22 protein-coding genes are annotated in these 26,488 nt (G+C 62.5%); 9 read left to right on the top strand and 13 right to left on the bottom strand.

All coding sequences use genetic code 11. The features are described from left to right. Nucleotides 1–412: 412 nt before the first annotated feature. Together DXT88_RS07140 and DXT88_RS07135 are read left to right on the top strand one after the other, a co-directional pair. Complete coding sequence (locus DXT88_RS07140; protein ID WP_265212273.1) at nucleotides 413–1,573, top strand: MFS transporter; 1,161 nt, start codon at nucleotides 413–415, stop codon at nucleotides 1,571–1,573. A gap of 149 nt (nucleotides 1,574–1,722) precedes the next feature. Then, nucleotides 1,723–4,359, top strand: coding sequence for a sulfite reductase flavoprotein subunit alpha (locus tag DXT88_RS07135; RefSeq protein ID WP_265212271.1), 2,637 nt, complete (start codon nucleotides 1,723–1,725; stop codon nucleotides 4,357–4,359). A 44-nt stretch (nucleotides 4,360–4,403) separates the two neighbouring features. Here DXT88_RS07135 and DXT88_RS07130 read toward each other — a convergent pair whose 3' ends face one another. Further along, nucleotides 4,404–4,724, bottom strand: a complete 321-nt coding sequence (locus DXT88_RS07130; RefSeq protein ID WP_265212269.1) for a hypothetical protein — start codon at nucleotides 4,722–4,724, stop codon at nucleotides 4,404–4,406. Nucleotides 4,725–5,219: 495 nt separating this feature from the next. Here DXT88_RS07130 and cls point away from each other — a divergent pair, with 495 nt between their 5' ends. Continuing rightward, entirely contained in the window at nucleotides 5,220–6,518 is a 1,299-nt protein-coding gene (gene cls, locus DXT88_RS07125) for a cardiolipin synthase (protein ID WP_407649275.1), read from the top strand. A 42-nt stretch (nucleotides 6,519–6,560) separates the two neighbouring features. Beyond that, the gene (locus DXT88_RS07120) at nucleotides 6,561–7,478 is read left to right on the top strand and encodes a hypothetical protein (RefSeq protein WP_265212266.1); all 918 of its coding nucleotides are present in this window, start codon (nucleotides 6,561–6,563) and stop codon (nucleotides 7,476–7,478) included. Between the two features lie 86 nt (nucleotides 7,479–7,564). Here the strand turns inward: DXT88_RS07120 and DXT88_RS07115 are convergent, their stop codons facing one another. The 7 genes from DXT88_RS07115 to DXT88_RS07085 all read right to left on the bottom strand — a co-directional run bounded on the left by DXT88_RS07115 (nucleotide 7,565) and on the right by DXT88_RS07085 (nucleotide 16,596). Further along, complete coding sequence (locus tag DXT88_RS07115; protein ID WP_265212264.1) at nucleotides 7,565–9,181, bottom strand: ABC transporter substrate-binding protein; 1,617 nt, start codon at nucleotides 9,179–9,181, stop codon at nucleotides 7,565–7,567. Between the two features lie 129 nt (nucleotides 9,182–9,310). Next, nucleotides 9,311–11,452 (bottom strand): putative bifunctional diguanylate cyclase/phosphodiesterase, encoded by a 2,142-nt coding sequence (locus tag DXT88_RS07110; protein WP_265212262.1) that lies wholly within the window; start codon nucleotides 11,450–11,452, stop codon nucleotides 9,311–9,313. A 405-nt stretch (nucleotides 11,453–11,857) separates the two neighbouring features. Continuing rightward, on the bottom strand, nucleotides 11,858–12,148 hold the full coding sequence (locus DXT88_RS07105; RefSeq protein ID WP_265212260.1) for a DUF1488 family protein: 291 nt from the start codon (nucleotides 12,146–12,148) through the stop codon (nucleotides 11,858–11,860). A 139-nt stretch (nucleotides 12,149–12,287) separates the two neighbouring features. Further along, nucleotides 12,288–12,674: a response regulator gene (locus DXT88_RS07100; protein ID WP_016834466.1), complete on the bottom strand. Its 387-nt coding sequence runs from the start codon at nucleotides 12,672–12,674 to the stop codon at nucleotides 12,288–12,290. Continuing rightward, entirely contained in the window at nucleotides 12,671–13,126 is a 456-nt protein-coding gene (locus DXT88_RS07095; RefSeq protein WP_016834467.1) for a response regulator, read from the bottom strand. The genes DXT88_RS07100 and DXT88_RS07095 overlap by 4 nt, the downstream gene beginning before the upstream one ends. Beyond that, nucleotides 13,119–14,759 carry a sensor histidine kinase gene (locus DXT88_RS07090; RefSeq protein WP_265212257.1) on the bottom strand — a complete coding sequence of 547 codons (1,641 nt, stop codon included), beginning with the start codon at nucleotides 14,757–14,759 and terminating at the stop codon, nucleotides 13,119–13,121. Before DXT88_RS07090 ends, DXT88_RS07095 begins: the two co-directional genes overlap by 8 nt. A 349-nt stretch (nucleotides 14,760–15,108) precedes the next feature. Then, nucleotides 15,109–16,596 carry a succinate CoA transferase gene (locus DXT88_RS07085; RefSeq protein ID WP_265212254.1) on the bottom strand — a complete coding sequence of 496 codons (1,488 nt, stop codon included), beginning with the start codon at nucleotides 16,594–16,596 and terminating at the stop codon, nucleotides 15,109–15,111. Nucleotides 16,597–16,735: 139 nt separating this feature from the next. Here DXT88_RS07085 and DXT88_RS07080 point away from each other — a divergent pair, with 139 nt between their 5' ends. Both DXT88_RS07080 and DXT88_RS07075 read left to right on the top strand, forming a co-directional pair. After that, nucleotides 16,736–17,656, top strand: a complete 921-nt coding sequence (locus tag DXT88_RS07080) for a LysR family transcriptional regulator (protein ID WP_016834470.1) — start codon at nucleotides 16,736–16,738, stop codon at nucleotides 17,654–17,656. A 115-nt stretch (nucleotides 17,657–17,771) separates the two neighbouring features. After that, entirely contained in the window at nucleotides 17,772–19,901 is a 2,130-nt protein-coding gene (locus DXT88_RS07075; protein WP_265212252.1) for an FUSC family protein, read from the top strand. A gap of 24 nt (nucleotides 19,902–19,925) precedes the next feature. Here DXT88_RS07075 and DXT88_RS07070 read toward each other — a convergent pair whose 3' ends face one another. The 3 genes from DXT88_RS07070 to DXT88_RS07060 all read right to left on the bottom strand — a co-directional run bounded on the left by DXT88_RS07070 (nucleotide 19,926) and on the right by DXT88_RS07060 (nucleotide 22,808). Further along, the gene (locus DXT88_RS07070) at nucleotides 19,926–20,873 is read right to left on the bottom strand and encodes an HDOD domain-containing protein (protein ID WP_265212250.1); all 948 of its coding nucleotides are present in this window, start codon (nucleotides 20,871–20,873) and stop codon (nucleotides 19,926–19,928) included. 109 nt (nucleotides 20,874–20,982) lie between these two features. Then, complete coding sequence (locus DXT88_RS07065) at nucleotides 20,983–21,927, bottom strand: DMT family transporter (protein ID WP_265212248.1); 945 nt, start codon at nucleotides 21,925–21,927, stop codon at nucleotides 20,983–20,985. A 116-nt stretch (nucleotides 21,928–22,043) separates the two neighbouring features. Further along, the gene (locus DXT88_RS07060) at nucleotides 22,044–22,808 is read right to left on the bottom strand and encodes a helix-turn-helix transcriptional regulator (protein WP_265212246.1); all 765 of its coding nucleotides are present in this window, start codon (nucleotides 22,806–22,808) and stop codon (nucleotides 22,044–22,046) included. A gap of 144 nt (nucleotides 22,809–22,952) precedes the next feature. Between DXT88_RS07060 and DXT88_RS07055 the strand changes: the two genes are divergently transcribed. Beyond that, a complete protein-coding gene (locus tag DXT88_RS07055) occupies nucleotides 22,953–23,198 on the top strand; it encodes a hypothetical protein (RefSeq protein ID WP_265212244.1) in 246 nt (81 codons plus the stop codon). A 36-nt stretch (nucleotides 23,199–23,234) separates the two neighbouring features. Here the strand turns inward: DXT88_RS07055 and DXT88_RS07050 are convergent, their stop codons facing one another. Continuing rightward, nucleotides 23,235–23,735, bottom strand: coding sequence for an SRPBCC family protein (locus tag DXT88_RS07050; protein ID WP_265212242.1), 501 nt, complete (start codon nucleotides 23,733–23,735; stop codon nucleotides 23,235–23,237). Then, nucleotides 23,725–24,069: an ArsR/SmtB family transcription factor gene (locus DXT88_RS07045; RefSeq protein ID WP_265212240.1), complete on the bottom strand. Its 345-nt coding sequence runs from the start codon at nucleotides 24,067–24,069 to the stop codon at nucleotides 23,725–23,727. Before DXT88_RS07045 ends, DXT88_RS07050 begins: the two co-directional genes overlap by 11 nt. A 190-nt stretch (nucleotides 24,070–24,259) precedes the next feature. Here DXT88_RS07045 and DXT88_RS07040 point away from each other — a divergent pair, with 190 nt between their 5' ends. Together DXT88_RS07040 and feoB are read left to right on the top strand one after the other, a co-directional pair. Next, nucleotides 24,260–24,556, top strand: a complete 297-nt coding sequence (locus DXT88_RS07040) for a FeoA family protein (protein ID WP_265212239.1) — start codon at nucleotides 24,260–24,262, stop codon at nucleotides 24,554–24,556. A 25-nt stretch (nucleotides 24,557–24,581) separates the two neighbouring features. Beyond that, a complete protein-coding gene (feoB, locus tag DXT88_RS07035) occupies nucleotides 24,582–26,486 on the top strand; it encodes a ferrous iron transport protein B (protein WP_265212238.1) in 1,905 nt (634 codons plus the stop codon). The last annotated feature ends 2 nt before the right edge of the window (nucleotides 26,487–26,488 follow it).

Genomic DNA, 26,488 nt, shown 5'->3' with positions numbered 1-26,488 from the left:
TTGCCAGATCAACAACAACCTTGTTTCCGCCGACGCTTTTCGGAAGCGTTTCTGACGGTGGGTTTTAGTTATAAGTGGGTGCTACCTCACCAGCGTGTATTTTTGAAATTCACCAACTGGTATGATCACTATACCATTTCAATCTGAGATTACACCAGTATTTTGCAATTGACGATGCAATTCGGTGCGCTATCCGCACCGTGGCGTGCCGCCGGACAAAAACCGGCCGTCCGGGAAGCCGGTGGTATCATGGCCGCTCTCCGCGGTCCGGAAACCGCAAACGGCAAGATCGACCTCCAGGCGCATCCGCTTTCAGGCTCCTGACGCGCATCCAGATATTTCCGCGCCCTGCGGCTTATTGAACTGCTTCATTGATCCTGTCCCACTGAACCTGTCTTGCTGAGTTTTATCGATGTCCCGTCCTCCTCTGCTGCAAATCATCCCGCTCGCCGCACTCACCGGCGTCGGCATGCTGGCCACCGATCTTTACCTGCCTGCATTGCCGCATCTCGCCCACGACCTCGGCAGCGACGTGCCGGCGGTGCAGGCGACAATTTCTTCTTTCATGATTGCGCTGGCGCTGTCGCAACTGCTGTGGGGCGCGCTGGCCGACAAGCTCGGCATGCGCAACACGCTGCTCGCCGGCGTCGCGCTGTTGGCGGTCACCGGCGCGGCCTGCGCATTGGCAACGGATGTCGATGCGCTGATCGTTTACCGCACCGTGCAAGGCATCGGCGCGGGCGCCGCCACCGTGGTGGTGCCGGTGCTGCTGCGGCGGCGCTTCGCCGATGCCGATGCGATGCGGGCGATTTCCTGGGTCAGCATCGCCGAGTCCGTCATTCCCGCCATCGCGCCGGTGATCGGCACCGGCATCCTGCTGGCGTCGGGCTGGCGCAGCAACTTCTGGCTGGTGGCGATCCTGGCGCTGGCGCTGTTGCCGTTCATCCTGAAACTGGTGCCGGGCAAGCAGGTGCTGCACGACGCCGATGAAACCGTCAGCTATGCAGTGCTGCTGAGGAATCGCGCCTACCTGCGCGACGCCGCCGTGTACGGACTGACCTTCGGCGCGCTGGTTACCTTCGTCGCCAGTGCGCCGCACCTGATCGAACAATGGAGCAGCCGCGGCCCCGGCACGTTTGCGCTGATGCAGGTCTGCGGCGTGTCGTCATTCATCGTCGCCGCCTCGCGCGCCGGCGCCATGGCGCATCGCTGCGGTACGTTCAAACTGATGAACGCCGGCGCCATCGTTCAGTTGATTTCGGTGGCGGGACTGATCACGCTGGGCGTGCTGGACGAGCGCCATGTGGCGCCGCTGATCGTGTGCTGGATGCTGTTCTGCGCCGGCCTCGGCCTGCGCGGACCGTCTACCGTGACGCGCGCGCTGTCGGTGCCGAAGTCGCTGACCAGCCTGGCCTCGGGCTTCCTGATGTTCCTGGCGCTGACGCTGTCGGGCGTCGGCACGCAGATCGCCGGCTTCCTGCTGCATCGCGGGCTGCTGCCGGTGGCGTTGCTGGTGGCGGCGATGATCCTGGCCAGCATGGTGCTGCAGAAGGATAAGTCGGCATCAGGTTAACATTTCCAGAATGAGATACTTCATGGAATAATTCTCATTCGCCTATCCTCTATAATAGAGCGCTTTAGCAAAAACGCCGTCTGCCGGCGTCGACAAGCCACGCTGCACGCTGCCCAGCTCGCCGACCGCCAGCCCACAAGAGAAAAACAATGTTCAAGAAAATCTGGTTCCAGGTGCACTGGTTCATCGGCATCACTGCGGGCACCGTGCTGATGTTCGTCGGCGTGACCGGCGCCATCCTGTCTTTCCGCGAAGAAATTACCGACTGGCTCAATCCCGGCATCGTCCATGTGGCCGTGCGCGAGCAAGCCATGCTGACGCCGCCGCAGATTCTTGAGCGCCTGCGCGTCGAAGTACCGCATGAGCGCGTCGCCGTGCTCATCGCGTCGATCCAGCCCGGCGCTTCGGTGCGCATCAACTTCGCCCCGCCGCCGGGCGTGCGCCGCGGCGAAATGCGCTACGCCGATCCCTACACCGGCGCGCTGCTGCCGCCGCTGGCCGGCAACGAATTCTTCGAATTCACCGAACGCTTCCACCGCTGGCTGCTGCTGCCGACCGATGCCGGCAAGATCGTCGCCGGCAGCCTGTCGATGTGCCTGCTGATCCTGGCGCTGTCCGGCCTGTACATGCGCTGGCCGCGCCGCGCGCTGAACTGGCGCGCCTGGTTCAAGCTGGACTTCGGCCTCTCCGGCCGCTCTTTGCTGTGGAACCTGCATTCGGTGATCGGCACCTGGGCGCTGGTGATGTATGTGATCTTCACGACGACCGGCATGTTCTGGGCGTTCGACTGGTTCAGGGCGGGCGTGAATACGCTGGCCGGACAGGAAGCACCGGCGCGCGCCCCCCAGCCTAAGCACGACAAGCCCAAAGGCATGGGCATGAACATGGACAAGGAAAAAGACAAATCCGAAAAGACCGAAGCTGCGCCGCTCGACCTCACGCTGGCCTGGGATGTGTTCGTGCGCGAGGCGGGTCCCTACACGCTGGTCAATATCCGCATGTCGGACAAGACCGCGCAACCGGTCCAGTTCAATTACCTGTTGCCCGACGCCTCGCACGAGCGCGCCCGCAATCGCCTGAACGTGCTGCCGCTGACCGGCGAAATCAAACTGAATGAACGCTTCGCCGACAAGACTACCGGCGGCCTCTTCATCGGCGCGATCTATCCGCTGCACATGGGTACCTACTTCGGAATGCCCGGCCGCATCGTGATGACCATCGCCGCGCTGATCATGCCGCTGTTCGGCATCACCGGCTGGATGCTGTATCTCGACCGCCGCCGCAAGAAGCGCGCAGTGCGCGCCGAACGCGCGCTGCTCGACCGCAGCCGCGAAGCCGTCGTGACCAGTCCCGGCGGCGTCAACGCCGCCAACAACAAGGAAAGCGTCCTGCTGGCCTACGCGACGCAAGCGGGACAAGCCGAACGCATCGCGCTGCACACCGCCGCCGCGCTGCAAAAGGCCCGCGTTGTGGTCACCGTGCAATCGCTGGCCACGCTCGATCCGGAACGCCTGCGCCATTTCCACCGCGCGCTGTTCGTGGTGAGCACCTTCGGCGAAGGCGAACCGCCCGACAGCGCGCGTCGCTTCGCACGGCAACTTGCACAAGCGCCCGGCAACGCCCTCGCCCACGTGCAATTCGGCTTGCTGGCGCTGGGCGACCGCCACTATGAAAAATTCTGCGGCTTCGGTCACAGCGTCGATCACTGGCTGCGCAGCCAGGGCGCGCAAGCGTTCTTCCCGATGATCGAAGTCGACGACAACGCAAACACTGCACCCGCCGCACTGGCAGCCTGGCAACGTGAACTCGCGGTGCTGACCGGCGGCGCGCCGCTGGAAGAAGCGGCGCCGGCGTCGGCGGAAGCGCCCTATGCCGGCTGGATCCTGCGCGAACGCAAGCTGCTCAATCCTGGCAGCGCCGGTCAGGGCATCTATCACCTGGAATTCGACGCGCCCGCCGACAGCGACGCGCAATGGCAATCCGGCGCGCTGGCGGAAATCCTGCCGCGCCATGCACCCGACCGCGTCGCGCTGTTCCTGAGCCGTACCGGCCTCGACGGCGACATCGCGATCCGCCTTCACGGTGAAACGCTCACCTTGGCCGAAGCACTGGCGCGCAGCGTATTGCCAGTCGCCAAACCCGGCGCCGACCTGGCGCCGCAAGCATTGGCCGACAGCCTGCAGCCGCTGGCTTCGCGTCGCTATTCGGTGGCCTCGGTGCAGGACGACGAACGGGTTCACCTGCTGGTGCGCCAGGTCGCGCACGAAGACGGTTTCGGCCTGGCTTCGGGCTGGCTGACGGAATACGCGCCGCTGGGCAGCACGATCGCATTGCGCCTGCTGGAAAACAGCAACTTCGCGCTCGCTCCCGAGCCGACGCCGGCCATCTTCATCGGCAACGGCTCCGGCCTGGCCGGTTTGCGCGGCCATCTGCGCGCCCGCATCGCAAGCGGCCGGCGCCGCAACTGGCTACTCTTCGGCGAACGTCATCGCGCCCACGATTTCCTCTATCGCGAGGAAATCGAACAATGGATGCAGGAAGACATGCTCAGTCGTGTCGACCTCGCTTTCTCGCGCGACCAGGCCGAGCGCGTCTACGTGCAGGACAAGTTGCGCCAGGCCGCCGATATGCTCAAGGCCTGGCTCGATGAAGGCGCCGTGCTGTACGTCTGCGGCAGCCTCGACGGCATGGCCGCCGGCGTCGACGCCGCACTGACCGACCTGCTCGGCGAAGCTGCACTGGAAGATCTCATCGCCCAGGGCCGCTATCGCCGCGACGTGTACTGAGCTTTTACTTACGCCTGCCGCAAGCCGAACTCCGCTTGCATGACCTACGCTTGCCGCAAGCCGAACTCCGCTTGCGGCAACGCCCACATCACCGCATCCATCACCATCGGCACCGCTTCGGCCTGTACGCACAGGCACAGACACATGCGACGCGCATGGTCCAGCGGCGACATGCGCATGAAGCAGACGCAATGCCCGCAACTCTGCATCACCACCTCGCGCAGGTGGGTGACCTCTTCCCGCGTTACCGTGATGTGCATCAGGCGTTCGCGCTGCCTGGGCAAGGTCAGCGTCTTACGCGGTCCGGGGCGCGCCGGCTGGTCTGGTTGCGGCTCAGCCGGCGTCAACGGCAGCAAGGAGGGCATGATTTCCGGGAATAGCAATCGCGCGAACATGGAAGACCGTTTTCTCCAGACCATGGGTGGCATAGCGAACCTGTTTTCGTGGTGTTGATAACGGGATCAGATTAGTGCGGGCGGCGTAAAGAATGCCTAAAAAGAAATGAAGTGCGGATAAACAAAAAGTAAAAATCCGCACGCTGCACCGCCGCAACCCGACCCGTCCCTCCTCTGACGCGTAGGCAGCCCTCTCGTTTTCATGTAGGACAGCGCCGATTCGGGCCTATAACGTGGCATTCACGCTGCAAGCCGGCTTTTGCGCGGCATATACTCGGAATGACATTGTCGGATCCCCGACCATCGCCTTGCAGGACAGTCATGACTACACAAAAAAATCACGTGATTTTCAACCCGGGCTTCGCCACGACCGCGCGGTTCACCAGCCGGCTTTTATACACCGTCGCCGTTACCGCCGTCATCGCGCTGGCCGGATGCAGTTCGTTGCCGCGCATCGTCCCCGACATGGATACCCAGTCGGCCAAGGTGATCCAGATCAAGGGCGGACGCGGCATCCTCACCCCCGAGCAGAGCAAGGCGGTGCTCGACAGGTTCAAGGATTCCAATCAGGACAACCTGATCCTCGAGAAGCACCTCGCGGTCGAACAAGCCATCACCGGCTCGCCGCTGGTGGCGGGCAACAAGGTGACGCTGCTGATTGACGGACCGGCCACTTACGCCTCCATGTTCGCCGCCATCCGCGAAGCGCGCGACCACGTCAACATGGAAACCTACATCTTTGAAGACGACGAGGCAGGCAAGCAGTTCGCCGACCTGCTGATCGACCGGCAGAAGCACGGCGTTCAGGTCAACCTGATGTACGACAGCGTCGGCACGCTCAGCACGCCGCGCGAGTTCTTCCAGCCGATGATCGATGCCGGCATCCAGGTGCTGGAATTCAATCCGGTCAATCCGGCGCAGGCGCGCCAGGGCTGGGAAGTCAACCAGCGCGATCACCGCAAGCTGCTGATCGTCGACGGCAAGACCGCCTTCGTCGGCGGCATCAATGTCAGCAGCGTGTACTCCAGCGGTTCGTTCCGCAGGAGCAAACCGAAGGACGACGACGCCGGCAAGGTGCCGTGGCGCGACACCCAGGTGCGCATGGACGGGCCGGTGGTGGCGGAATTCCAGAAAATGTTCATCGACACCTGGCAGAAGCAGCACGGTCCGAAACTGGCCGAAAAGAACTATTACCCCAAGGTCGACAACAAGGGACCTGAAATCGTGCGCGGCATCGGCAGCGCACCCGAAGATCCCTATAGCGTGATCTACGCCACCTTCATCTCGGCCATCCAGCACGCCGAATCCAAGGTGTATCTGACCAACGCCTATTTCATCCCCGATCCGCAATTGCGCGACGCATTGAAGGATGCCGTCAAACGCGGCGTCGACGTCCGCCTGGTGCTGCCGAGCAAGAGCGACTCGAAGCTGGTGCTGTACGCCTCGCGCTCGTTCTACACCGAGTTGCTGGAAGGCGGCGTCAAGATCTATGAGCGCCAGGATGCGCTGCTGCATTCCAAGACCGCAATGATCGACGGCGTCTGGTCGACCATCGGCTCGACCAACCTGGACTGGCGCAGCTTCATCTACAACCAGGAAATCAACGCCGTCATCCTCGGCCGGCAATTCGGCGCGCAGATGCAGTCGATGTTCGAGCGCGATATGAATGCGTCCAGGGAAATCACGCTGGAAGCGTGGAAAGACCGCCCCATCAGCGACCGCATGAAGGAATTCGGCGCCGGATTGTGGGCGCGCTGGCTGTAACGACGCGGGATTGAAACCGGCAAAGGAGAACTGGAGATTCGCATGCAAAGTCCTGTCCCACAGCAATTGACGCAGAGCCTGCGCGCCGTTGTCGCCGCCACACTGGCGGCGACGCTGCTGGCCGTGTCACTGGCGGTATGCGCCTCCGCCATCGCCGCCGAGCCGTCGGGAGGTGCTGCCTTGCAGGAAAAATACCAGGCGCTGCAGCCGCAATTGACCAGCAACCAGTTTGCGCGCCCGCTGTACATCAACTCGACCGAAAGCTCGTCCAGCATCAAGGGCGACATCTACGCCGTAGTCGATTATCCGTTCGCTCAGGTGCGCAGTTCGCTGACCATGCCGGCGCACTGGTGCGACGTCCTGATTCTGCATCTCAACACCAAATACTGCCGCCCCGGTCCCGGCCAGAATCCCGCGACGCTCAGCATGCGCGTCGGCAAGAAGCATGAGCAGGCCATCGGCGACGCTTACCGGATCGACTTCAACTACCGCGTGCCGGCCAACGGCGACGATTACTTCGACGTCCGCCTGGCTGCCGACAAAGGGCCGATCGACACGCGCGACTACCGCATCCAGCTGGAAGCGGTACCGCTCGGCGACGGCCGCAGCTTCCTGCACCTGACGTATTCCTACTCGTTCGGACTGGCCAGCCGCGTGGCGCTGCGCGCCTATCTCGCTACGGCCGGCAGCGACAAGGTCGGCTTCACGGTGGACAAGTCGGACAAGAGCGGCTATGTCGGCGGCATGCGCGGCACGGTCGAGCGCAACACCATGCGCTATTACCTCGCCATCGACGCCTTCCTGAGCGGACTGGGGGCGCCGCAGGCGCAGCAACTGGAACACCGGCTGCAAACCTGGTTCAGCGCCACCGAACGCTATCCGCGCCAGTTGCATGAAGTCGACAAGAACGACTATCTCACCATGAAGCGCAAGGAATATGCGCGCCAGAACACGGAGTAGAACGACGCCGCAGACGATGACATTGACGTAAAAAAGCCGGCCCTTGGAGGCCGGCTTTTTCCTGAGGCGCATGCTGCATCGGAGGTTCAGTCGAAATACAGATCCGCAAAACTGCCGCGCAGGCCTTCCGCCGTCGGCGCGTAGTTCTTCACCTTCTTCGCCGCAATCGTGATGCTCGGATTGGCGCCGAATTCGATCGATGGAATGTCGTCATGCACCACCTTCTGGAAATCCAGGAACAGCTGGCGGCGCTTGGCTTCGTCGATTTCCACCGAGGCCGCTTCGAGCAGGCGGTCGGCTTCCGGATTGGCGTAGTGCGGCGCGTTCGAGAACGGCAGGCCGACCTTGAAGTTCCTGGACCAGAACACGCGCTGCACGCCCACGGTCGGATCGAACACATTGGCCAGCGCTTCCAGCGTCAGGTCGAAAGCGCGCTCGGTGTACGCCTTGGTGACGTAAGTGCCGAAGTCATAGTTCTCGATGTTGGCGTCGATGCCGATGCGGCTCAGCGACTGGCGCACGAAGTCGGCTGCACGGCGTTCCTGGAACGGGTTATACAGCAGGCGCAGACGGAAACGGGTACCGTCGGCGCCGCGTTTCAGGCCGGCTGCATCCAACGCCGCTTCGGCCTCCTTCGGGTTGTACGGGAAGTACCTGATGTCGGGATTGTGGTACTTGCTGTTGAGCGTACCGATCACCGATGCCGAGACTTTGCCGTAGCCGTACCAGACCACCTTGTTGAGCGCGTTGACGTCGATCGCCTGCGAGATCGCACGGCGCACTTCGATCTTTTGCAGCACCGGCGTGTCGAGGTTGAAATACAGCTGCTGCTGCAAACCGATGTAGGCCCAGTTGGTGGTGTCCACGGTGATCTTCGGCAGCTTGCTGAAACGCGCAACGTCGGACAGCGGGATCGCCTGGCCGCCCAGGTCGGCGGCGCCGGACTCCAGCGCGGCGGCGCGGGCCAGCGCATCAGGGATGAAGCGCACTACCACCTTGTCGAGGTAAGGCTTGGGCTTGTCCCAATAGTTCGGATTGCGTTCCAGGACGATATGGCTGCCCTTGACGAATTCCTTGAAGACGAACGGACCGGTGCCGACCGGCGCGCTGTTGTACTTGCTGTTGAGGATGTCGGTCTTGTCGTAGAGATGCCTGGGCACGATCGGCGACTCGGCGCCGGCCAGTGCGGTCAGCAATGTCGGCGACGGCTTCGACAGCACGATCACGGCGGTGAACGGATCGGGCGTCTGCACTTCGATGACGTTGGCGAAGGTGGCGCGACCGCGCGGGTGCACCACTTTCAGCGTCAGGATCGAGAATGCCACATCAGCCGAAGTGAAGTCCTTGCCGTCATGCCATTTGACGCCGTGGCGCAGGTTGAAGCGGTATTGCAGGCCGTCCTTGCTGATGCTCCACGAGGTTGCCAGCAGCGGTTTGGGATTGAGGTTGAAATCGTAGGTCAGCAGACCTTCGACGATCTTCGGGCCGAGTTCGGTATTGCCGCCGGCCGTGGTGGTCAACGGCAGGATCGACGATGGTTCCGGTGTGACGATCCAGTTCAGCGTGCCGCCGTGCCTGGGCTCGGCCGCGCCGACCTGCCCTGTACCAGCCAATGCCGCCAGCACGCCTGCCGCCAGCGCGGCAACGATCTTGCCTACCCTCTTGCGCGTCCTTGTTTTTGTTGCAGTTCCCCACGTAGTCATGCCATCCCCGAGCGTTAGTGTTAACTAAAACACGCCATCTTAGGAATCGGGAAAGCCAGGGTCAACGAACAAAAAAGAGTTTGCTTACTCGTTCCTGTTCGTAGCGACGGAGAAATGGTCGAGGCCGCATCAGGTCTCCGCCTGCGCACCGCCCAGATACCAGCGCTGCTCGATTTCACCGGCCGTCAGCGGTTGCGAATGCAGGTAACCCTGCACCATGTCGCAGCCGGCCGCGCGCAGGAAATCGTGCTGCTCCTGCGACTCGACGCCTTCGGCGACCACCTTCAGGTGCAGCTTGTGGGCGATGGCGATGATGGCTTCCGTGATGGCGACGTCGTCGGCGTCGGCCGGGATGCCCTTGACGAAGCTGCGGTCGATCTTGAGCGTATCGAGCGGATATTGCTTGAGGCTGGCCAGCGACGAATAGCCGGTGCCGAAGTCATCCACCGAAATCGTCACGCCCAGTTCGCGCATGCGCTTGAGCAGCACCACCGCTTCCTGCGGGTTCTGCATGATCGCGCCTTCGGTGATTTCCAGCTCGAGCATCGCCGACGGCAAGCCGCTCTGGTCGAGCGCGTTGTCGATCGTGGCCAGCAGGTCATCCGAGGAAAACTGGCGCGGCGACAAATTCACCGCGATGCGGCCGAACTGATAGCCGCGATCCAGCCAGGCCTTGCCCTGGCGACAGGCTTCGCGCAACACCCAGGCGCCCAGCGGCACGATCAGGCCGGTCTGCTCTGCCAACGTGATGAACATGCCCGGCGCCACCAGTCCGCGCGTCGGATGACGCCAGCGGATCAGCGCTTCGGCGCCGCAGATGGCGCCGTCCTGCGCCGAGAACTGCGGCTGGTAATACAGTTCGAATTCCTTGCGCTCGATGGCGTGGCGCAGGCTGTTCTCGAGCAGCATCTGCTCAAGCGCGCGGTTGCTCATTTCCTTGTTGAACAGCTGGAAGGCGTTCTTGCCGCGATCCTTGGCGTGGTACATCGCGATGTCGGCGTTCTTGAGCAGCGTGATGGCGTCTTCGCCGTGCTCCGGATAGGCCGCGCTGCCGATGCTGGCGCTGATGAACATCTCGTGGCCGTTGATCGTGAACGGCCGCAGGATGCTATTGATCAGACGCTGTGCAATGGCCAGGATCATGTAGGGCGGCGGTGAGCCGCCTAGCACCACGACGAACTCGTCGCCGCCGAAACGCGCCAACACGTCGTCCGGGCGCAACTGTTCGCGCAATCGTTCGGCGGCGGCCACCAGCAACTGGTCGCCGGCATGATGGCCGAGCGTGTCGTTGACGGTCTTGAAGCGGTCGAGGTCGACGAAGAACAAGGCCAGCGTCTCGCCGGACGCCTGCGCCGCTTCAATCTGCCGGGCGAAAATACGCATCAGGCTACTGCGGTTGAGCAAGCCGGTCAGGCTGTCGTGATCGGCCAGGAAGGCCAGCTTGGTTTCGGCTTCCTTGCGGATCGTGTTGTCGGTGAACACGCCGACGTAATTGCTGATGCCGCCCTGGTTGTCGCGTATCGCCGAAATCGACAGCCATGCCGGATACCAGCTGCCGTCCTTGCGCCGATCCTTCATTTCGCCTTGCCAGTGACCGTCGTGCGCCAGCCGCTCGAGCATGCCGCGGTTGATTTCAGCCTGGGCGCCGGGCCCGGTCATCATGCGCGAACGCTTGTCCATCGCTTCTTCCGGGCGATAGCCGGTGATCCGCGTGAAAGCCGGATTGACGGCCAGGATGCGAAACCCGGCATCGGTGATCAGGATGCCTTCGCTGGTCGATTCGAAGACGCGGTCGGCCATGCGCGACTGCCATTCGGACTGCACCTGCTTGTTGACGTCGAGCGCGGTTTCGACCAGCGCGGTGCCGCCTTCGTGGGGACAGACGCTACCGTGCACTTCCACCCAGTGACGGGTACCGTCGCGGCGCAGGATGCGGTAAGAATATTGAACGGTGGCGACGTCGCCTTGCAGGCGCGACTGCATGTTTTCCTGCAGCAGCGCCAGGTCTTCCGGCGCGGTCAGGCTCGCTACCGGCATGCCGACCAGCTCGGCGCCGCGCTGGTAGCCGAGCATGGCGGCCATCTTGTCGTTGGCGTGCAGCACGGTGCCATCGTTGCGCAGCATGAAGACGCCGACCAGCGACTGTTCGGAAAAATGGCGCAGGCTGCGCTCGAGCTCGGCCGAAGGTGCGCGCACCTGCTGCTGATACAGGCCGGCATAGGCATGCGTGCGCACATGCGTTGCCTGCGACAGGTGCGCCTCATGTGACACGTGCGCCTCATGCGCCACGGGCCTCCGCGGCGAACGGCGACAGCGCGCCTGAATGGCGACGAACGCATTCGATAGTCGTCTCTGCAAAGCTCTCAAGCTGATTCCAGTATCAGGCCCCGCCCCGACCTGTTCCGGTCATGTAGCGTCGCCTGTGTCTCCAATGATTATTGTTCTGAGCTTCTTTCCGTGGTGAAAGAGGCCGACCGCTCGTCCCGGTCTATCGTCGCGATCATGGCGCGTTATCTGCTTATCTATTGCGGTGCGCTGATCACTGAGATAGCAGCTGGCGCCCGGCGCTTTTTTTGCGCAAACGGTAGATTATCACGACGGCAACTCTTGACCGTTGATTCCGAGTGAAAATATCAGGCGCAGCTTACGCCGCGCTTGCGGCATTGCCGTGGATCACTATTCGGCCTTGGCGACCGGGAGAGGCAGTGCCTGCTGCAAATCTTCCAGCGTCAGCGCGATGTACGGCACCAGGCCGGGTTGCGCCATGCGTTTCTTGACGGCTTCGGCGATGCGGGCGCGATGTTCCGTATAGAGCGCAACGATATTGTTGCTGGTCAGCCCGCCGATGGAAATCAGCGCGGCGCGGGTCACGAAACCCGGCAGCATCGTGCCGTTGTTGCGGATGATGAAGGTCACACGGTCGTCGCCGGTATCCCTGGGGCTTTCAAGCAAAAACTGTTTCGACATGCCGTTTCATGGACGTGTTGCAGAGGGTCCGCATCGTATCATGACAGACCCATCTCAAGCAGCAACGACGTGTGTAAAACACATAGCCGCTGGTGCAAAAAAGAGCCTGCCTCCAGCGCACCGTCGCCGCGCAGCCCGGTCAAGCCCGCGGCCGGTCCAGCACCTGCTGCACCACATCAGGCAATTCATCGAGATAATCCTGCGACTTCGGCAGCACATAGGCGATGCCGCAGCGCAGCGCTTCGCCGAAATGCACATCGTCTGAAAATCCGCTGCACATCACCGCCGGAATCCTCACGCCCTCTTCGCACAGCTCGTTGTAGAAATCGAGGCCGCTCATGTTTTCGTCGAGTTGGTAATCGATCACCAGCAAGTCGAAGGCGCCGTCGCGCAACAGGCTGCGCGCTTGCGCGATGCTACCGGCGCTGCCGACCTTGAAGCCGCGCTTTTCCAGGCGACGGCGCGCCAGCATGCGCAGGCCTTCATCGTCCTCAATGATCAGAATGGCGGGTTCCGATGCAGTCATGCAGCACCGCGGCCTACCGGAGGCACCTTGATGATTTGCAGGAAGAAGCCGAGCCGGCGCACGGCTTCGATGAAGGCTTCGTACTCCACCGGCTTGGTGATGTAGAGATTGCAGCCGTAGTCGTAGCAGCGTTCGATCTCGCGCGGATCGTCGGTGGTGGTCAGCATGATGATCGGGATGGCTGCCGTGACCTCGTTTTCCTTGAGGCGCTTGAGGACGTCGACGCCGCTTACGCGCGGCATGTTGACGTCCAGCAACACTACCAGCGATTCGAATTTTTCCCTGCCCGGTACTCCCTCGCCATTGAAGAAATAATCGAGCGCTTCCTGGCCGTCCTTCAAGCGCAGAAAGCCGTTGGACAAGCCCGCGCGGCGCAGATTTTTTTCCACCAGCAAGGCGTGGCCGTCATCGTCCTCGACCAGCAGGATGCCTACTTCATCTTTGTCAGCCATGATTCTGTTCTCCTTGAGCCAATTGAGTTGCGGGCGGCGGGACTTGATGGATCGGCCGCACCGGCAATGAGGTGTAGAAGGTGGTGCCGGCGCCTTCGGTGGATTCGACCCAGATCTTGCCGCCGTGGCGCAGCACGATGCGCTTGATCAGCGCCAGGCCGACACCTTCACCTTGGGCGATATCGGCGTGGAGGCGGTGGAAGGCGGAAAACATCTTGCCCAGATAATCGGCCGGAATGCCGAGGCCGTTGTCGCGCACGTAGTAAGTACGGAAATCCGGTTGGCCCGGATCCGGCGGCAGTACGCCGATCTCGACCGTGCCGGCACGCTTGGGATTGAGATAGTTGACGGCGTTGCCGATCAGGTTGCCGAATATCTGCTCGACTGCAGTCGGGTCGCCATAGCACGGCGGCAGCGGCTGCGACACCACCACTGCCTGGCGCTCGCGGATGGTGTTGCTCATGGCGTCGATCACGCGCCCGACCACTTCGTTGACGTTGGTCTCCTGCGATTGGTACTCCACGCGACCTACGCGCGACAGCCGCAACATCGCATCGATGATGGCAGCCGAGCGCGTCACCGCCGTGCGGATGAAGCGCAGCGACACTTCGACGTCGTCCTCGATGATGTCGCGGATGCGCTGCTTGTCCTTGTCGTTGAGATCGCTGGCGTCGATGGTCTCGTGCAGCTCGCCGACCGAATGATGCAGCTCCTTGCTGAACCCCTGCAGGTTGACCAGCGGCGAACGCAGGTCGTGCGAGACGCTGTAGATGAACATCTCGTTGTCCTGCGTCTGCCGTTGCAGGTCGTCGTTGACGCTTGTCAGTTCATGCGCATGGCGCTCCAGTTCTTCACGGTAAACGCGCGCGTCCTCCTCGGCCTGGCGCAGGCGCGCGCTGCTCTCGTGCAGCACCTTGTCGAGCTCGGTGATTTCGTCGTTGCCGCCGACGCGCTGAGCCAGCACGCCGCCTTCGGTCAGCTTGTGTGCATTGCCGGTCAATACGGCCAGGCGACCGCCGACGTCGTGACTGAAAATTCGCGCCGCCAGCGCTGCAGCCAGCACCGAGCCGAGCAAGGCGATCACCAGTGCAATGTTCTGCATGCGCCGCGCTTCGACGACGCTGCTCAGACGCTCCTGATCCAGTTCTTCTTCCACCTTGATGAACTCGACCAGTTGCCGCTGGATCACCTGAATCAGCCGCCGCGCATTCGGATCACGCAAGGCTGCCACCAGTTCGTCGTGCTTGTCGTTCCTGAGCAGCTCGGTCTGGAGGTCGGTCCACTGGCGGTATTCCTGCACCGAGGCGCCAATCTGCGCCACGCGTCGCAGTTGCTCGGCATTGTCGCCCACCAGTTCGCGCAACTCGCCGAGTTCCTTTTCGATGCTGTCCCACAGGTCGCTCTTCTCAAGCCCGGCCGGGTCGTTGAGAATGATGGCGGCACGCAAGCGCGCCGATTGCAGCAGCACCGGCTCGCGCACTTCCCCAGCCTGGATGATGACGTTCTTGGTATGCAAGGCCAAGACTTCGGCCTGCGTAGCGTTCTCCTGGCTCTTGTACAGGATTCCCAGCAAGCCAAGCTCGAATATGCCGGGAATGGCCACCAGCAGCAGGCCTTTTCTGAATAGCTTCATAAACGGCTTCTCTCTCCGGAAAAACACGTCAGCAACAATCGGTACATCCCCTCGGCGCAGCAATCTGCACCGTACTGTTTTGCTCTTTACTTTTTTTGCTATTTGCTTGTTCTTGTTGTCTGCTTCCCGCTGCGAGCCGCATGAGCGACCGGTGTCGGGCGACTTGTATTGACGTTACTAAAAATTACATTGATGTCAACAAAGTTATTTATCGGCAATCGTCTCACAAACGATTTCAAATCGCCATGATTTTTTAGAAACGTCACAGGGAATTCACGCCGATGGGCCGCGGCCGGGACCTGAATTTTTTGATGCGTTATCTAATTCCCAATTACGTAAAAAGACAATATCAACGATGCCGCATGGTTTTGTCGTTTTTATAACATTCGTGCCATGACAAGGCTTCAACGAGCAGATGCGGCGTGTGGCCGCCGGCCCGGCAAGCGCGGGTGAAGTAATCGCGCAGCGCCGGGCGATAGTCCGGATGCGCGCAATGGTCGATGATCAGCGGTGCCCGTTCGCGCGGCGCCAGGCCGCGCAGATCAGCCAGGCCGAACTCGGTGACCAGCACATCGACGTCGTGCTCGGTGTGATCGACGTGCGACACCATCGGCACCACGCTGGAAATATCGCCGCCCTTGGCCGCTGCCTTGGTGACGAAAATCGACAACTGCCCGTTGCGCGCGAAGTCGCCCGAGCCGCCGATGCCGTTCATCATGTGGGTGCCGCCGACGTGCGTCGAGTTGACGTTGCCGTAGAGATCGAATTCGAGCGCGGTGTTGAGCGCGATGATGCCGAGGCGGCGCACCAGCTCGGGATGATTGCTGATCTCTTGCGGGCGCAGCACGATGCGCGAGCGGTAGTACTCGAGATTGCGCATGAACTTGTCGTTCATGGCCGACGACAGCGTAATCGACGATGCCGAGGCGAAGCGCAGCTGGCCCGAATCGAGCAACTCGATCGCGCTGTCCTGCAGCACTTCGGAAAACATCGTGAGATTGCGAAACGATGATTGCGTCAATCCGTGCAGCACCGCATTGGCGATGGTGCCGATGCCGGCCTGCAGCGGCGCGAGTTCTTCACCCATGCGCCCGGCTGCCACCTCTCCTTCGAGGAAACGGATCACGTGGCCGGCAATGGCCTTGGTTTCGTCGTCGGGCGGCAATACGCTGGACGGACTGTCGGGCATGTCGGTGACGACGATGGCGGCGATGCGCGCCGGATCGAACGGAATGGCGCGCGTGCCGATGCGCTGCTCGGGGCTGGTCAACGGTACCGGCTGGCGTCCCGGCCTGCCTTGCGGCAAATAGATATCGTGCAATCCGGCCAGCGCTGCCGGTACGCTGGTGTTGAGTTCGATGACGATCATCCTGGCTTGCTCGATGAAACTGGCGGAGTTGCCCACCGACATGGTCGGGATGATGCCTTCGCTGGTGATCGCCGCCGCTTCGACCACCGCAATGTCGATCGGTCCCGGTGTGCCGTTGCGCAACTGCTCGGCGGTTTCCGACAGATGCTGGTCGATGAACATGACCTCACCGGCGTTGATCTTGCGCCGCAACGCCGCGTCGACCTGGAACGGCATGCGCCGCGCCAGCAGCCCCGCTTCCGCCATCAGACCGTCGCTGTCGTTGCCCAATGAAGCGCCGGTGATCACGGTGAAGCGCAGCGCCTCTTCGCGCGCGCGTTCGGCCAGCGCACGCGGGATCGCCTTGGCGTCGCCGGCGCGTGTGAAGCCGCTCATGCCGATGGTCATGCCGGTACGGAACAGCCGGGCGGCATCGCCGGCCGACATGACTTTACTGGCCAGCGTCGGCGGAATACGTTCGGAATGCATCTGGTTCTCCTGCTCGTTTCTGGAAAGACAAAAGGGATTTCTGTCCTTTTTTTGCATGAGTATAGAATCGGCAAATCATGCACCGTATGATTTAAACTCTCATGAACCAGTCGTTTTTCGCATACCTGAAAGCACCATCATGGACATCCGCGCCTTGCGTTACTTTTCAGAAACCGTCCGGCTCAACAGTTTCAGCCGCGCCGCCGACGCCCTGCATGTGACGCAATCGACGGTCAGCAAGATGGTGCGCCAGCTCGAAGACGAGATCGGCGCGCCGCTGCTGATCCGCGCCGGGCGCAGCCTGCAGCTGACCGACACCGGGCGCGTCGTGTATGAACAGGCGCAGCAGATCCTGGCGGGCGTGCAGCGTCTCAACACCGAAGTCAACAACACCCGCAACCTGCGCCAGGGCCATCTGGAGATCGGCATCCCGCCGATGGTGAACATCCTTTGCACGCCGGTGCTGAAAGCCTTCCGCGAGCGCCATCCCGACATCGCCATCACGCTGCTGGAAGACACCGGTCCGCAGATCGAGCAGCGCGTCGTCGCCGGCACGCTGGAAATCGGCATGACAGTGCTGCCCATCGCGCCTGAACTGGAACTGGAAATGACGCCGGTGGCGGCCTATCCGATCTGGGCCGTGGCGCAAGCCGGGCGCTTCCAGAAAAACCGCAGCACGCTGCCGTGCAGGGCGCTCAAGGACATGCCGCTGGTGTTGCTGAACAACGAGTTCGGCCTCACCCGCACCTTGCGCAACATGTTTCGCGATACCGGCATCGCGCCGGAAGTGGCGGCCCAGAGCGGGCAATGGGATTGGCTGGTGGCCATGGCGCTGGCTGGCATGGGAGTGGCCTTGCTGCCGGAACCCTTCATCCACCGGCTGGCTTCCGATCAATTGCAATCGGTGCGGCTGGTGGAACCGGAGGTGCAGTGGCAAGTGGCTTATGTCACGCGCGGCGGTTATCTGTCGCATGCGGCGCGCGCCTGGCTGGCGCTGAGCAGTGAATTGTTCGCTGGCGGGCCGCCCGCTACAGGCAGGAAAGTCGCCAAAGGTGGATAGAAGCTCCTATGAAAATTCCGACTGCATCCACCGAAATTAAGTCATACCAGCAATAACGGCAGTTTCTATACTGGCGGCATTCCCTCATCCACTGCAGCTTCAGCCCACCGCCAGCATGCCGCCGCTCTCCTCCTTCTCCGCGCCGTTGACGTCGCTCACGTCGCCTCTGGCCATGCACGTGCGTCGCTGGGCGGTCAACTTTCCGATGCGCCACGCCAGCCTGTCGGAAGGACTGCGCGCCGCCCTGGCTGCCGGGACCATGCTGCTGGTCGGCGAATGTTTGCACAATCCGCTGTTTTCCTGGGCCGCCATCGGCGCCTTCCTGACCTGTCTGGCCGACAGCGCCGGCTCCAATCGCTCACGCCTGGCATCGATGGGCGGCTTCGCACTGGCATCGACGATGGGCGGCATGTTCGCCGCCACACTGAGCGGCATGGGCATGCCGGCCGGCTTGCTGGCCATCATGGTCTGTGCCGGCGTCGCCGGTTTTGCACGTATCTACGGCGCCGCTACCGGCCTGGTGCTGATGCTGGCGGCCGGGGTATCGGCGATCCTGGCCGACTTCCCGGTGACGCTGCTACCGCTGCAGCACAGCCATGTCGCGATCTATTTTTCCGGGTGCGCCTGGGCTACGCTGCTGGGCCTGAGCGTGTGGCGCATCCATCCGTTTGCACCGGCGCGCCAGGCGGTTGCGCGCATCTACGGCGCGCTGGCCGAACTGGCTGACATTGGCGGTAGCGACGATACCTCCGGCGTGCGTGAAGAAGCCGCCGCCCAAACCCGTCGCCACGCCCGCGCCGACATCACCGCCGCCCGTGCGGCGCTGGCGGCGATCCCGATCGATCGCAGCGACGCCAGCAGCCTGTACGAAAACATCCTGATCAAACTGGCGCGTGCCGACGCCCTGCTCGATTGCATCACGGCGCTGTGCGACCTGCGCCTGTCCATCTATCGCCATCAGGATGCCCGTTCGCGCCAGCGCGTCGCCCGCATCCTGAACGCCATGGCGCTGTTGCTGCGCACCATACAGAGCGGTGTCGCGGCAACTCCCGGCAAACGCAACCTCGTCCACAGCGACACGGAAGATGCGCGCGCCATGCTGCGGCTGCGCCAGCTGGTTGGCCGTGCGCCATCGCAGGTGGCGCAACTGCTGCAACTGCGCGATCTGCATGACGCAGATGGCCTGATGGTGCTGGCCGACTGGAAACGCGCGGCGCGTCCGCCCCTGCCGCAACCCTCATTGCGCCGTGGCGCACTCGATGCACTGCGCATGGCCGCGGCCCACCTTCGCAGCGGTTCGGCGGAAGTACGGCACGGCCTGCGATGTGCCGCCGCAGCCGGAATCACCTACCTGATCGTTCACCTGCTGCAGCTGCCGTTCGGTTATTGGGCGACCATGGCGACCATGCTGGTGATGCAACCATCGGTCGCCGACAGCTGGTCGCGCAGCATGGAGCGCGCCGTCGGCAGCATCGTCGGCGGTGGGCTGGCGGTGGCGCTATGCCTGTTCATCCATTCGCCGCTGGCGCTGGCCTTGCTGGTGTTTCCGATGGCGGCGCTGTCGATGGGCTTGCGCCCGGTCAGCTATGGCTTGTATTCGTTGTTTCTGACGCCGGTGTTCGTGCTGGTAGCCGACGTCGCAGCCCAGCCGCAACTGCAACTGAGCAATGCGCTGCTGCGCGCCGGCAACAACGTCATCGGCGCCGTGGTGGCGATTGTCGCCACTTATCTGTTGTGGCCCCACCGCCGCCAGGCCAACCTGCATCGCAGCCTGTCGCACATGATCGTGATCAACCTGGCTTACCTGCGCGGCGCACTGGCGTCGCAGCCGCACGCTGCGCAAATGCACGCGCGGCGGCGCGAAGCCTGCGTGGTGAATATCGAAAGCGGCCTGCTGCTGCAACGGCTACTGCGCGAAGGCGACATGAATGCACGTCAAATCCACGACGCCCGCACCAGCGTCGCTCTCGCGCGCCGGCTGGCGTGTGCGGCTACGCATATCTGGCTGGAAGAAAGAAAATCGGCAACCGCGGCGGAGAGGCTGGCGCACGTCGAGTTCGACAACTGGTTGCAGACGATGGAAGATTTGTTTGAGCGCCGTGTCACCGCTGCCGCATCCTGTGCGGCCCTGGTTCAGCAACGCCCTGTGGTGCATGACCTGGCGCGTGCGGATGCGGTGGAAACAGTGTGCCTGCTGGCGGCGGCCATGTATCCGGAGTTGTCATCCGTAAAAAAATTGGATTGAAGCAGCTCCGGGAGATGCGATTTCTTATTGCCCGGATTGTTCGCGCAACTGCGCCAACACGTCGCGCGTCGGTGGCAACGCCTGTGCGGAAATGTTCACCATCGAACTCCATTCCATCCAGTCGCGCCCCACGCGGTCGCACAGCGCAATGACGTGATCGACCTCGCCGTTGAGCGGCGCGCCGGCATCGAGCAAGGCCTGCAAAGCCTGAACCCGCGCACCTTCAGGCGCCACGCAATAATCGGCGATGATGCCGGCGACATGCAGCATCTGCGCCAGCCGTAAATGACGAGACTCCTCGTCGAGTCCCGACTGCGACGGCGCCTTGTGATGCAGCACCGCTTCGCAGAACAGGCGCGGGATGCTCCAGTCCTGCATCATGGCGGCGGCCAGATCGAGATGGGTGTAACCGAAGGCGGCTTTTTCGGCGTCGCGCAATTTCTCACCACCGCGGTCGTCGTTCGCGACGCTTGACAGCACGCCGGCATAGTCGTCGGGACGCGCCGCGGCCAGGCCAAGGCTGCCGATATTGGCCAGCAGGCCGCTGGCGAACATTTCGGTCGGCGGCGCCTCGCCGTAATATTCAGCCAGCGCTTGTGCGGCGCAGGCCATGGCGACCGTACGCGCCCAGAACGTGGCGAAGTCGAACCCGGCGCAGCTGCTGTCGCGGCGTTCGGTAGTCAATGAAATCGCCAGCGCCAGCTGGCGCACCGCATCCAGGCCGATCATCAGCAACACGTCCTTGCTGATGGCGACGATGGGACGGCCCTTGTTGATCGAGGCGCCGTTGCCGATCTTGATGATGCGGCCGCCCAGCACCGGATCGGCCTGGATCTGCGTGACCAGTTCGACCAGGGAAACGTCTTCCTGGCGGCACATGCGCATGATGTTGAGACGGACGCCGCTCGGCGACGGCAAGGCGTCGTCCTGTTTCAGCGCTTCGAAATCGGTGGGATCGATGAAATTGGGCATGGAGTGGAAGTGTTCAGGATGGCAACTGTCTTTTACTTTTTATATTCCAGCTTTGGAGTCCTGATGTTATCAGTTGGCAGGCCTTGTCCGCCAGCGATCTTCGCACCAATCAGACTTCAACCGGCGACATCGCATGACTGCGATGCAATGAAGCGCACCACACCACTCCGCTCACCAGGCAGACGATCGCCAGTACTTCCAGCCGCGTCGGCCAGCGTTGTTCCCACAGGAAACCGTACAGCAGCGCAAACAGCGTTTCGAAGATGATCATCTGGCCGGTCAGCGTCAGCGGCAATAGACGGCTGGCGCGATTCCAGAAGGCATTACCTACCACCGAAGCAAAGATCGCCACGGCCGCCGCCACCGCCCAGAAGCGCAGCCAGTCGCTGCCGCCATGACCATCCATCCCCTGTGTGAACGCCGGCACCACCAGCAACAAGGCCAACGCGCCGGTGACGACGCCGGTCAGCAACGACCAGTCATGCGAGGAAATATCGGGCCTGCGCGCCAGCCAGCGGCTGTTGCGCACCGAGTAGACCGACCACGACGCCAGCGCGCCGAACGCGCACAGCAGGCCCGCCGCGCGCGTTGCCAGATCCGTCGTTGCATGCTCAGCCGATAAGGCCTGCACGCCGACCAGGCCGACCCCGAACAGGCACAGCGCCAGCGGCGCCATCAGCGACGACAGTTTGAGCGCACCTTCATCGCGCGCCCCGACCAGCGTCACCACCACCGGCAGCAGGCCGATGATCAGCGAGGTCGACGCCCCGCCTGCCCATTGCACGGCACTGGCGAGGAAGAGGTAGTACAGGATGTTGCCGAGCAGGCTCAGGTACGCCAGCGCCAGCCATTCGGCGCGACCCAGCCGTCCCGACAAGGTGCGCCAGCGCGGCGCCAGTAGCAGCACAGCGACGACGCCGTAGGCCAGGTAACGCGCCGCCGACAATTGCAGCGCGCTGAAGCTGCCGAGCACTTGCGGCGCCAGGAACACCAGCCCCCAGAACGCTCCCGCCGCAACGCCGTTGCCGACGCCAACCAAGATATTGCTTTTCATGTTCCGCCTTGTTCGATTTGCTCCACGCAGGATAGGCAAAGCGGCGGCGCGCGTCTTGACTGCGGCTCTTCAAAAATGGGCTGAGGCTATTGCAGGAGGAAACTGCAGGAGAAAAATTACTGCCGATGTTCGCGACGATGTTCACGTCGATAAGCGGCCGGCGTCATGCCGGTGGTGCGGCGCATTGCGCGCGTCAGGGCGCTCTGGTCGGAATAGCCGGCACGCAGCGCCAGTTCAGCCAGCGGCGTATCCGATCCGGCCAGCGCATCCTGCACGAAGCGCAGGCGCACGTCCGAGAGCCACTCCTGCGGCGTACGGCCGAGTTCGCTCTTGAACAGGGCATGCAAGCGGCTGACGCTAAGGTTCGCCACCCGCGCCATGCGCGCCGCTGTCCATGCCTGCCCGGGAGCAGCGTCGATGCGCACCAGCAAACCGTGCAGGCGCGAGTGCCGTTGCGGCATCGCGGTCAATGCTTCCAGCAGCAGCGGAGTGCAGTGGCGCACCACCGATTCCGGCAACACCAGTCCGGCGGGACCGGTGCGACTCAGATCGATGCTCAGATCGATGAACTCGACCAGCCTTCGCACCGCCGCCGCAACCGGCAGGAAGGTCTGGCGACGCAGGCGTTCGGCGGCATCGGCGCCGATGTCGGCCAGCTTGCAGTCGAGGATCAGGAAACGGTTGGGACCTTGCGCCGATTGCGCGTGGTTGATATCGGGCGCGACGAAAGCCGCGCGCGTGATGTCAAGCGTATTGCCGCGGCCGTCGACCTCGATGTCCATCTCGCCCTGCATCGGCAAGACGATCTGCACGTGGTCGTGGCTATGCAACGGGCCATCGGCGCCGTAGGTGCGAAAACTCAGGTGTTGCGGGGTATCCATGGCGTCATTTTACGCCCGTGGCGGCGGTTTCCGGACTGCCGGAATGGCGAGGAAAGCGAACATGGCTGCCGGGGTGTGACAATTTGACGCAAGCGCAAGGGCGCGGAATTTTTTATACTTCGTTTTCCGCATTCCATCGCCATCATGTCCAAGCACACCAAAGATCACAGCCGTTCCGGCTTCAGCCTGTCGAACATGCAAGTCATGGCGATCCTGCTCGTGGCCGGCGTGCTGCTGGTCGGCGTGACGTTCGTGTTCGCCAGGGATATCGGCCGGATTCCGGCGTCGCTCTGGGATATCTGTACGACGCCGGCGGCGGCGGTGGAACCAACTACCGCGCAGCCGCCTTCCTCTTCCGCTTCCACGTCCTCTTCCCAATCTCGCAACTGACTGCGCAGAAGATTGCACGATTCTCGCTTCCAACGCCTAGTTGAGAACCAGAAGAAGCTCGTCCAGACGTTCCAGGGTCGAGGCCAGCCCCTCTTTCAGTCCCATGTTGATGACTTGCTGGAGCGCCTCGGGCGACGCATAGGCGACCACCGTCTCCACCAGGGTGTGCTCCTTGGCATCGGAGAAGGTGACATTCCATTTGGCCCTGGGCAACGCCGGGTTGACTGCGCCGGTGGCATCGCTGAATCCGTCAAACGAGGTGTAGTTGTCGATCGGTTGAATGGTCAGATAGTCGACCCGCCCCCAGTACTCTTGTCCGTTCGGCTCCACCATGGCGTAGTGCCAATGCCCGCCCTCGCGGAAATCCATGGACTTGGTTTTCGTGGTCAGCGGTTTCGGTGCGAACCAGCGATCGAGCAGTTCGCTTTTCGTATGGCAGTCCCAGACCAGCTGGCGTTTGCCGGCAAACTCTCTTTTGATTGTGATGGTGCTTTTTTCCTGGTCGACCAGGAAGTCGAATTGAAGCTTAATTGTCATCGCCTTCACCTTTCAGAGTAATCAATAAATTGTCGAGATTGTCGTATCTGCTTTCCCAACCTGCACGTTGCTCGTCAAACCATTTCTGAGCAGCGATCAGGTTGGCGCGTTTCAGTTTGCAGGTTCGCACCCGCCCTACTTTTTCCGAAGCGATAAGGCCGCTGTTTTCAAGAACCTTGATGTGCTTCAGGAATGACGGCAAGCCCAGGCCGAACGGTTCCGCCAGTTCCTTGATCGATGCCGAGCCGCTGCCGAGCCTTGCAATCACCGACCGCCGGGTGGGGTCGGCCAATGCGTGGAATACGTTGTTGAGTGAGGCTGAATAGTTTTCCATGTGGCGAACTGTATCAGGATAGTTCACCATTTAGCAAACTATTTTTGAAAAGGCGGCAAGGAAGAAGCGGTGATCGCCCAGGCTGCGGCATTTTGTCGCAAAGCCGGAATTACCAAATCGGCGGATAATGAGAACCATTATTGATTGACGTTGCAGGCCTTCACGGTGCTGCACGGACACCAGGCAACTCATGACATCCCTTCCGACCATTGCAACATCGGCAACATCGACAGCCCCCTCAGCCACCCTGGCCGATCTCGTCAAAGGTGACCAAGCCTGTATCCGCCTTCTCGCCGCGCCGCAGGGTGTCGAACAATCCGCGCTGCGCGAACGGCTGGAAGAACTCGGCTTCCTGCCCGGCGAAATCGTGCGCGTGGTGGCGCTGTCGTTTCCGGCCGGCGATCCGATCGCGGTGCGCATCGGCAACACCACCTTCGCATTGCGCCGCCACGAAGCCGAACTGATCCACATCGACCGACTGGCCTGATTCATCCGCATCCAAGACATCCACCATGCAGCAATCCGACGCACTCACGCCTTCCCTCACGCATCCACTTAACCTTGCCCTCGTGGGCAATCCCAATTGCGGCAAAACCGCACTGTTCAATCGCCTCACCGGCGCGCGCCAGAAAGTCGCCAACTACGCCGGCGTCACGGTCGAGCGCAAGGCCGGGCGTTTCGTCTCCGGCAGCGGCGCCGCCTACCGCCTGGTCGACCTGCCCGGCACTTACAGCCTGAGCGCGCTGACGCCGGACGAAGCGGTCACGCGCGCAGTGTTGCTCGGTGAACGCGCGGATGAAGCGCTGCCCGACCTGATCGTGCTGGTGGCCGACGCCAGCAAGCTGCGTCTGAATCTCAAACTCGCCATCGAAGTACTGCGCCTGCAACGCCCCACCATCCTCGCGCTCAACATGTGCGACGTGGCGCGCAAGCGCGGCATCGAAGTGGACGCCATCCGGCTCAGCGCCGAGCTCGGCATTCCCGTGGTCGAGACGGTCGCCGTGCAGCAACAAGGCGCGACAGCGCTGGCCGATGCCGTCGACGCCTGGCGCAATCGCCATCCGGACAACCTGCCGGACGCCTGGATTTCACGCCGCTTCGGCGATGCGACCACGCCAATGAGCGCAACCGAGCGCCAGCAAGCCGTGCGCAGCATCCTCGAGACTGCCGTCGCCGAACGCCCGCAGGCACGCACCGCCGAAGACCGCATCGACGCCTGGGTGCTGCATCCGGTGTTCGGTTATGTGCTGTTGCTGGTGTTGCTGTTCACGATTTTCCAGGCGGTGTTCAGCTGGTCTGCGTTGCCGATGGACATGATCAAGAGCGGCGTCGACGGCATCGGCGCGCTGGTCACGCAATTCATGCCGGAGGGATTGCTGCGCAGCCTGATCGTCGACGGCATCATCTCCGGCGTCGGCAGCGTACTGGTGTTCCTGCCGCAGATCCTGGTGCTGTTCTTCTTCATTCTGCTGCTGGAAGATTCCGGCTACCTGCCGCGCGCCGCCTTCCTGCTTGACCGGCTGATGGGCAGCGTCGGCTTGTCGGGACGCGCCTTCATTCCGCTGCTGTCGAGTTTCGCCTGCGCCATTCCCGGCGTGATGGCGACGCGCACCATCCAGAATCCGCGCGACCGCCTCGCCACCATCATGATCGCGCCGCTGATGACTTGCTCGGCGCGGTTGCCGGTGTATGCGCTGATCATCGGGGCATTCATCCCGGATCGCGCCGTCGGCATTTTCAATTTGCAGGGGCTGGTGCTGTTCGGTCTGTATGTGCTCGGCATCGTCTCGGCGATGGCGGTGGCCTACGTGTTCAAACGCGTGATCGCCAAAGGCCGGCGGCAACCGCTGTTGCTGGAACTGCCCAACTACCACGTGCCGCACCTGCGCAACCTGGCGCTGGGCTTGTGGGAACGCGCGCGCATTTTCATCACGCGCGTGGGCACGATCATCCTGGCGCTGATGGTGATCCTGTGGTTCTTGTCGACCTTCCCCGGTGCGCCGGACGGCGCCGTTGGCCCGGCCATCCAGTACAGCCTGGCGGGACGCATCGGCAGTTTCCTCGAGCCCTTGTTCGCGCCGATCGGTTTCAACTGGCAGATCGCCATCGCGCTGATTCCCGGCCTGGCCGCGCGTGAAGTCGCAGTCGGCGCGCTCGGCACGGTGTATGCGCTGTCGGCCAGCGGCGACCAGTTGGCGTCGGCGCTGGAGCCGATGCTGACACAGACCTGGAGCCTGCCGACGGCGCTGTCGCTGTTGATCTGGTACGTGTTCGCACCGCAATGCATCTCGACGCTGTCGATCGTCAAGCGCGAAACCAATTCCTGGAAACCGGCGCTGGCGATGGCTGCCTACATGTTCGCGCTGGCTTATCTGGCCTCGCTGGCGACGTTCCGGCTGGCCACGGCTTTCCTGTGAGG

Origin of the sequence: Herbaspirillum lusitanum (assembly GCF_026127345.1) — a bacterium.
Taxonomy (GTDB): Bacteria; Pseudomonadota; Gammaproteobacteria; order Burkholderiales; family Burkholderiaceae_D; genus Herbaspirillum; species Herbaspirillum lusitanum.
The sequence above is the reverse complement of the archived record's forward strand: the minus strand, read 5'-3'. Positions and strand labels throughout refer to the sequence as shown.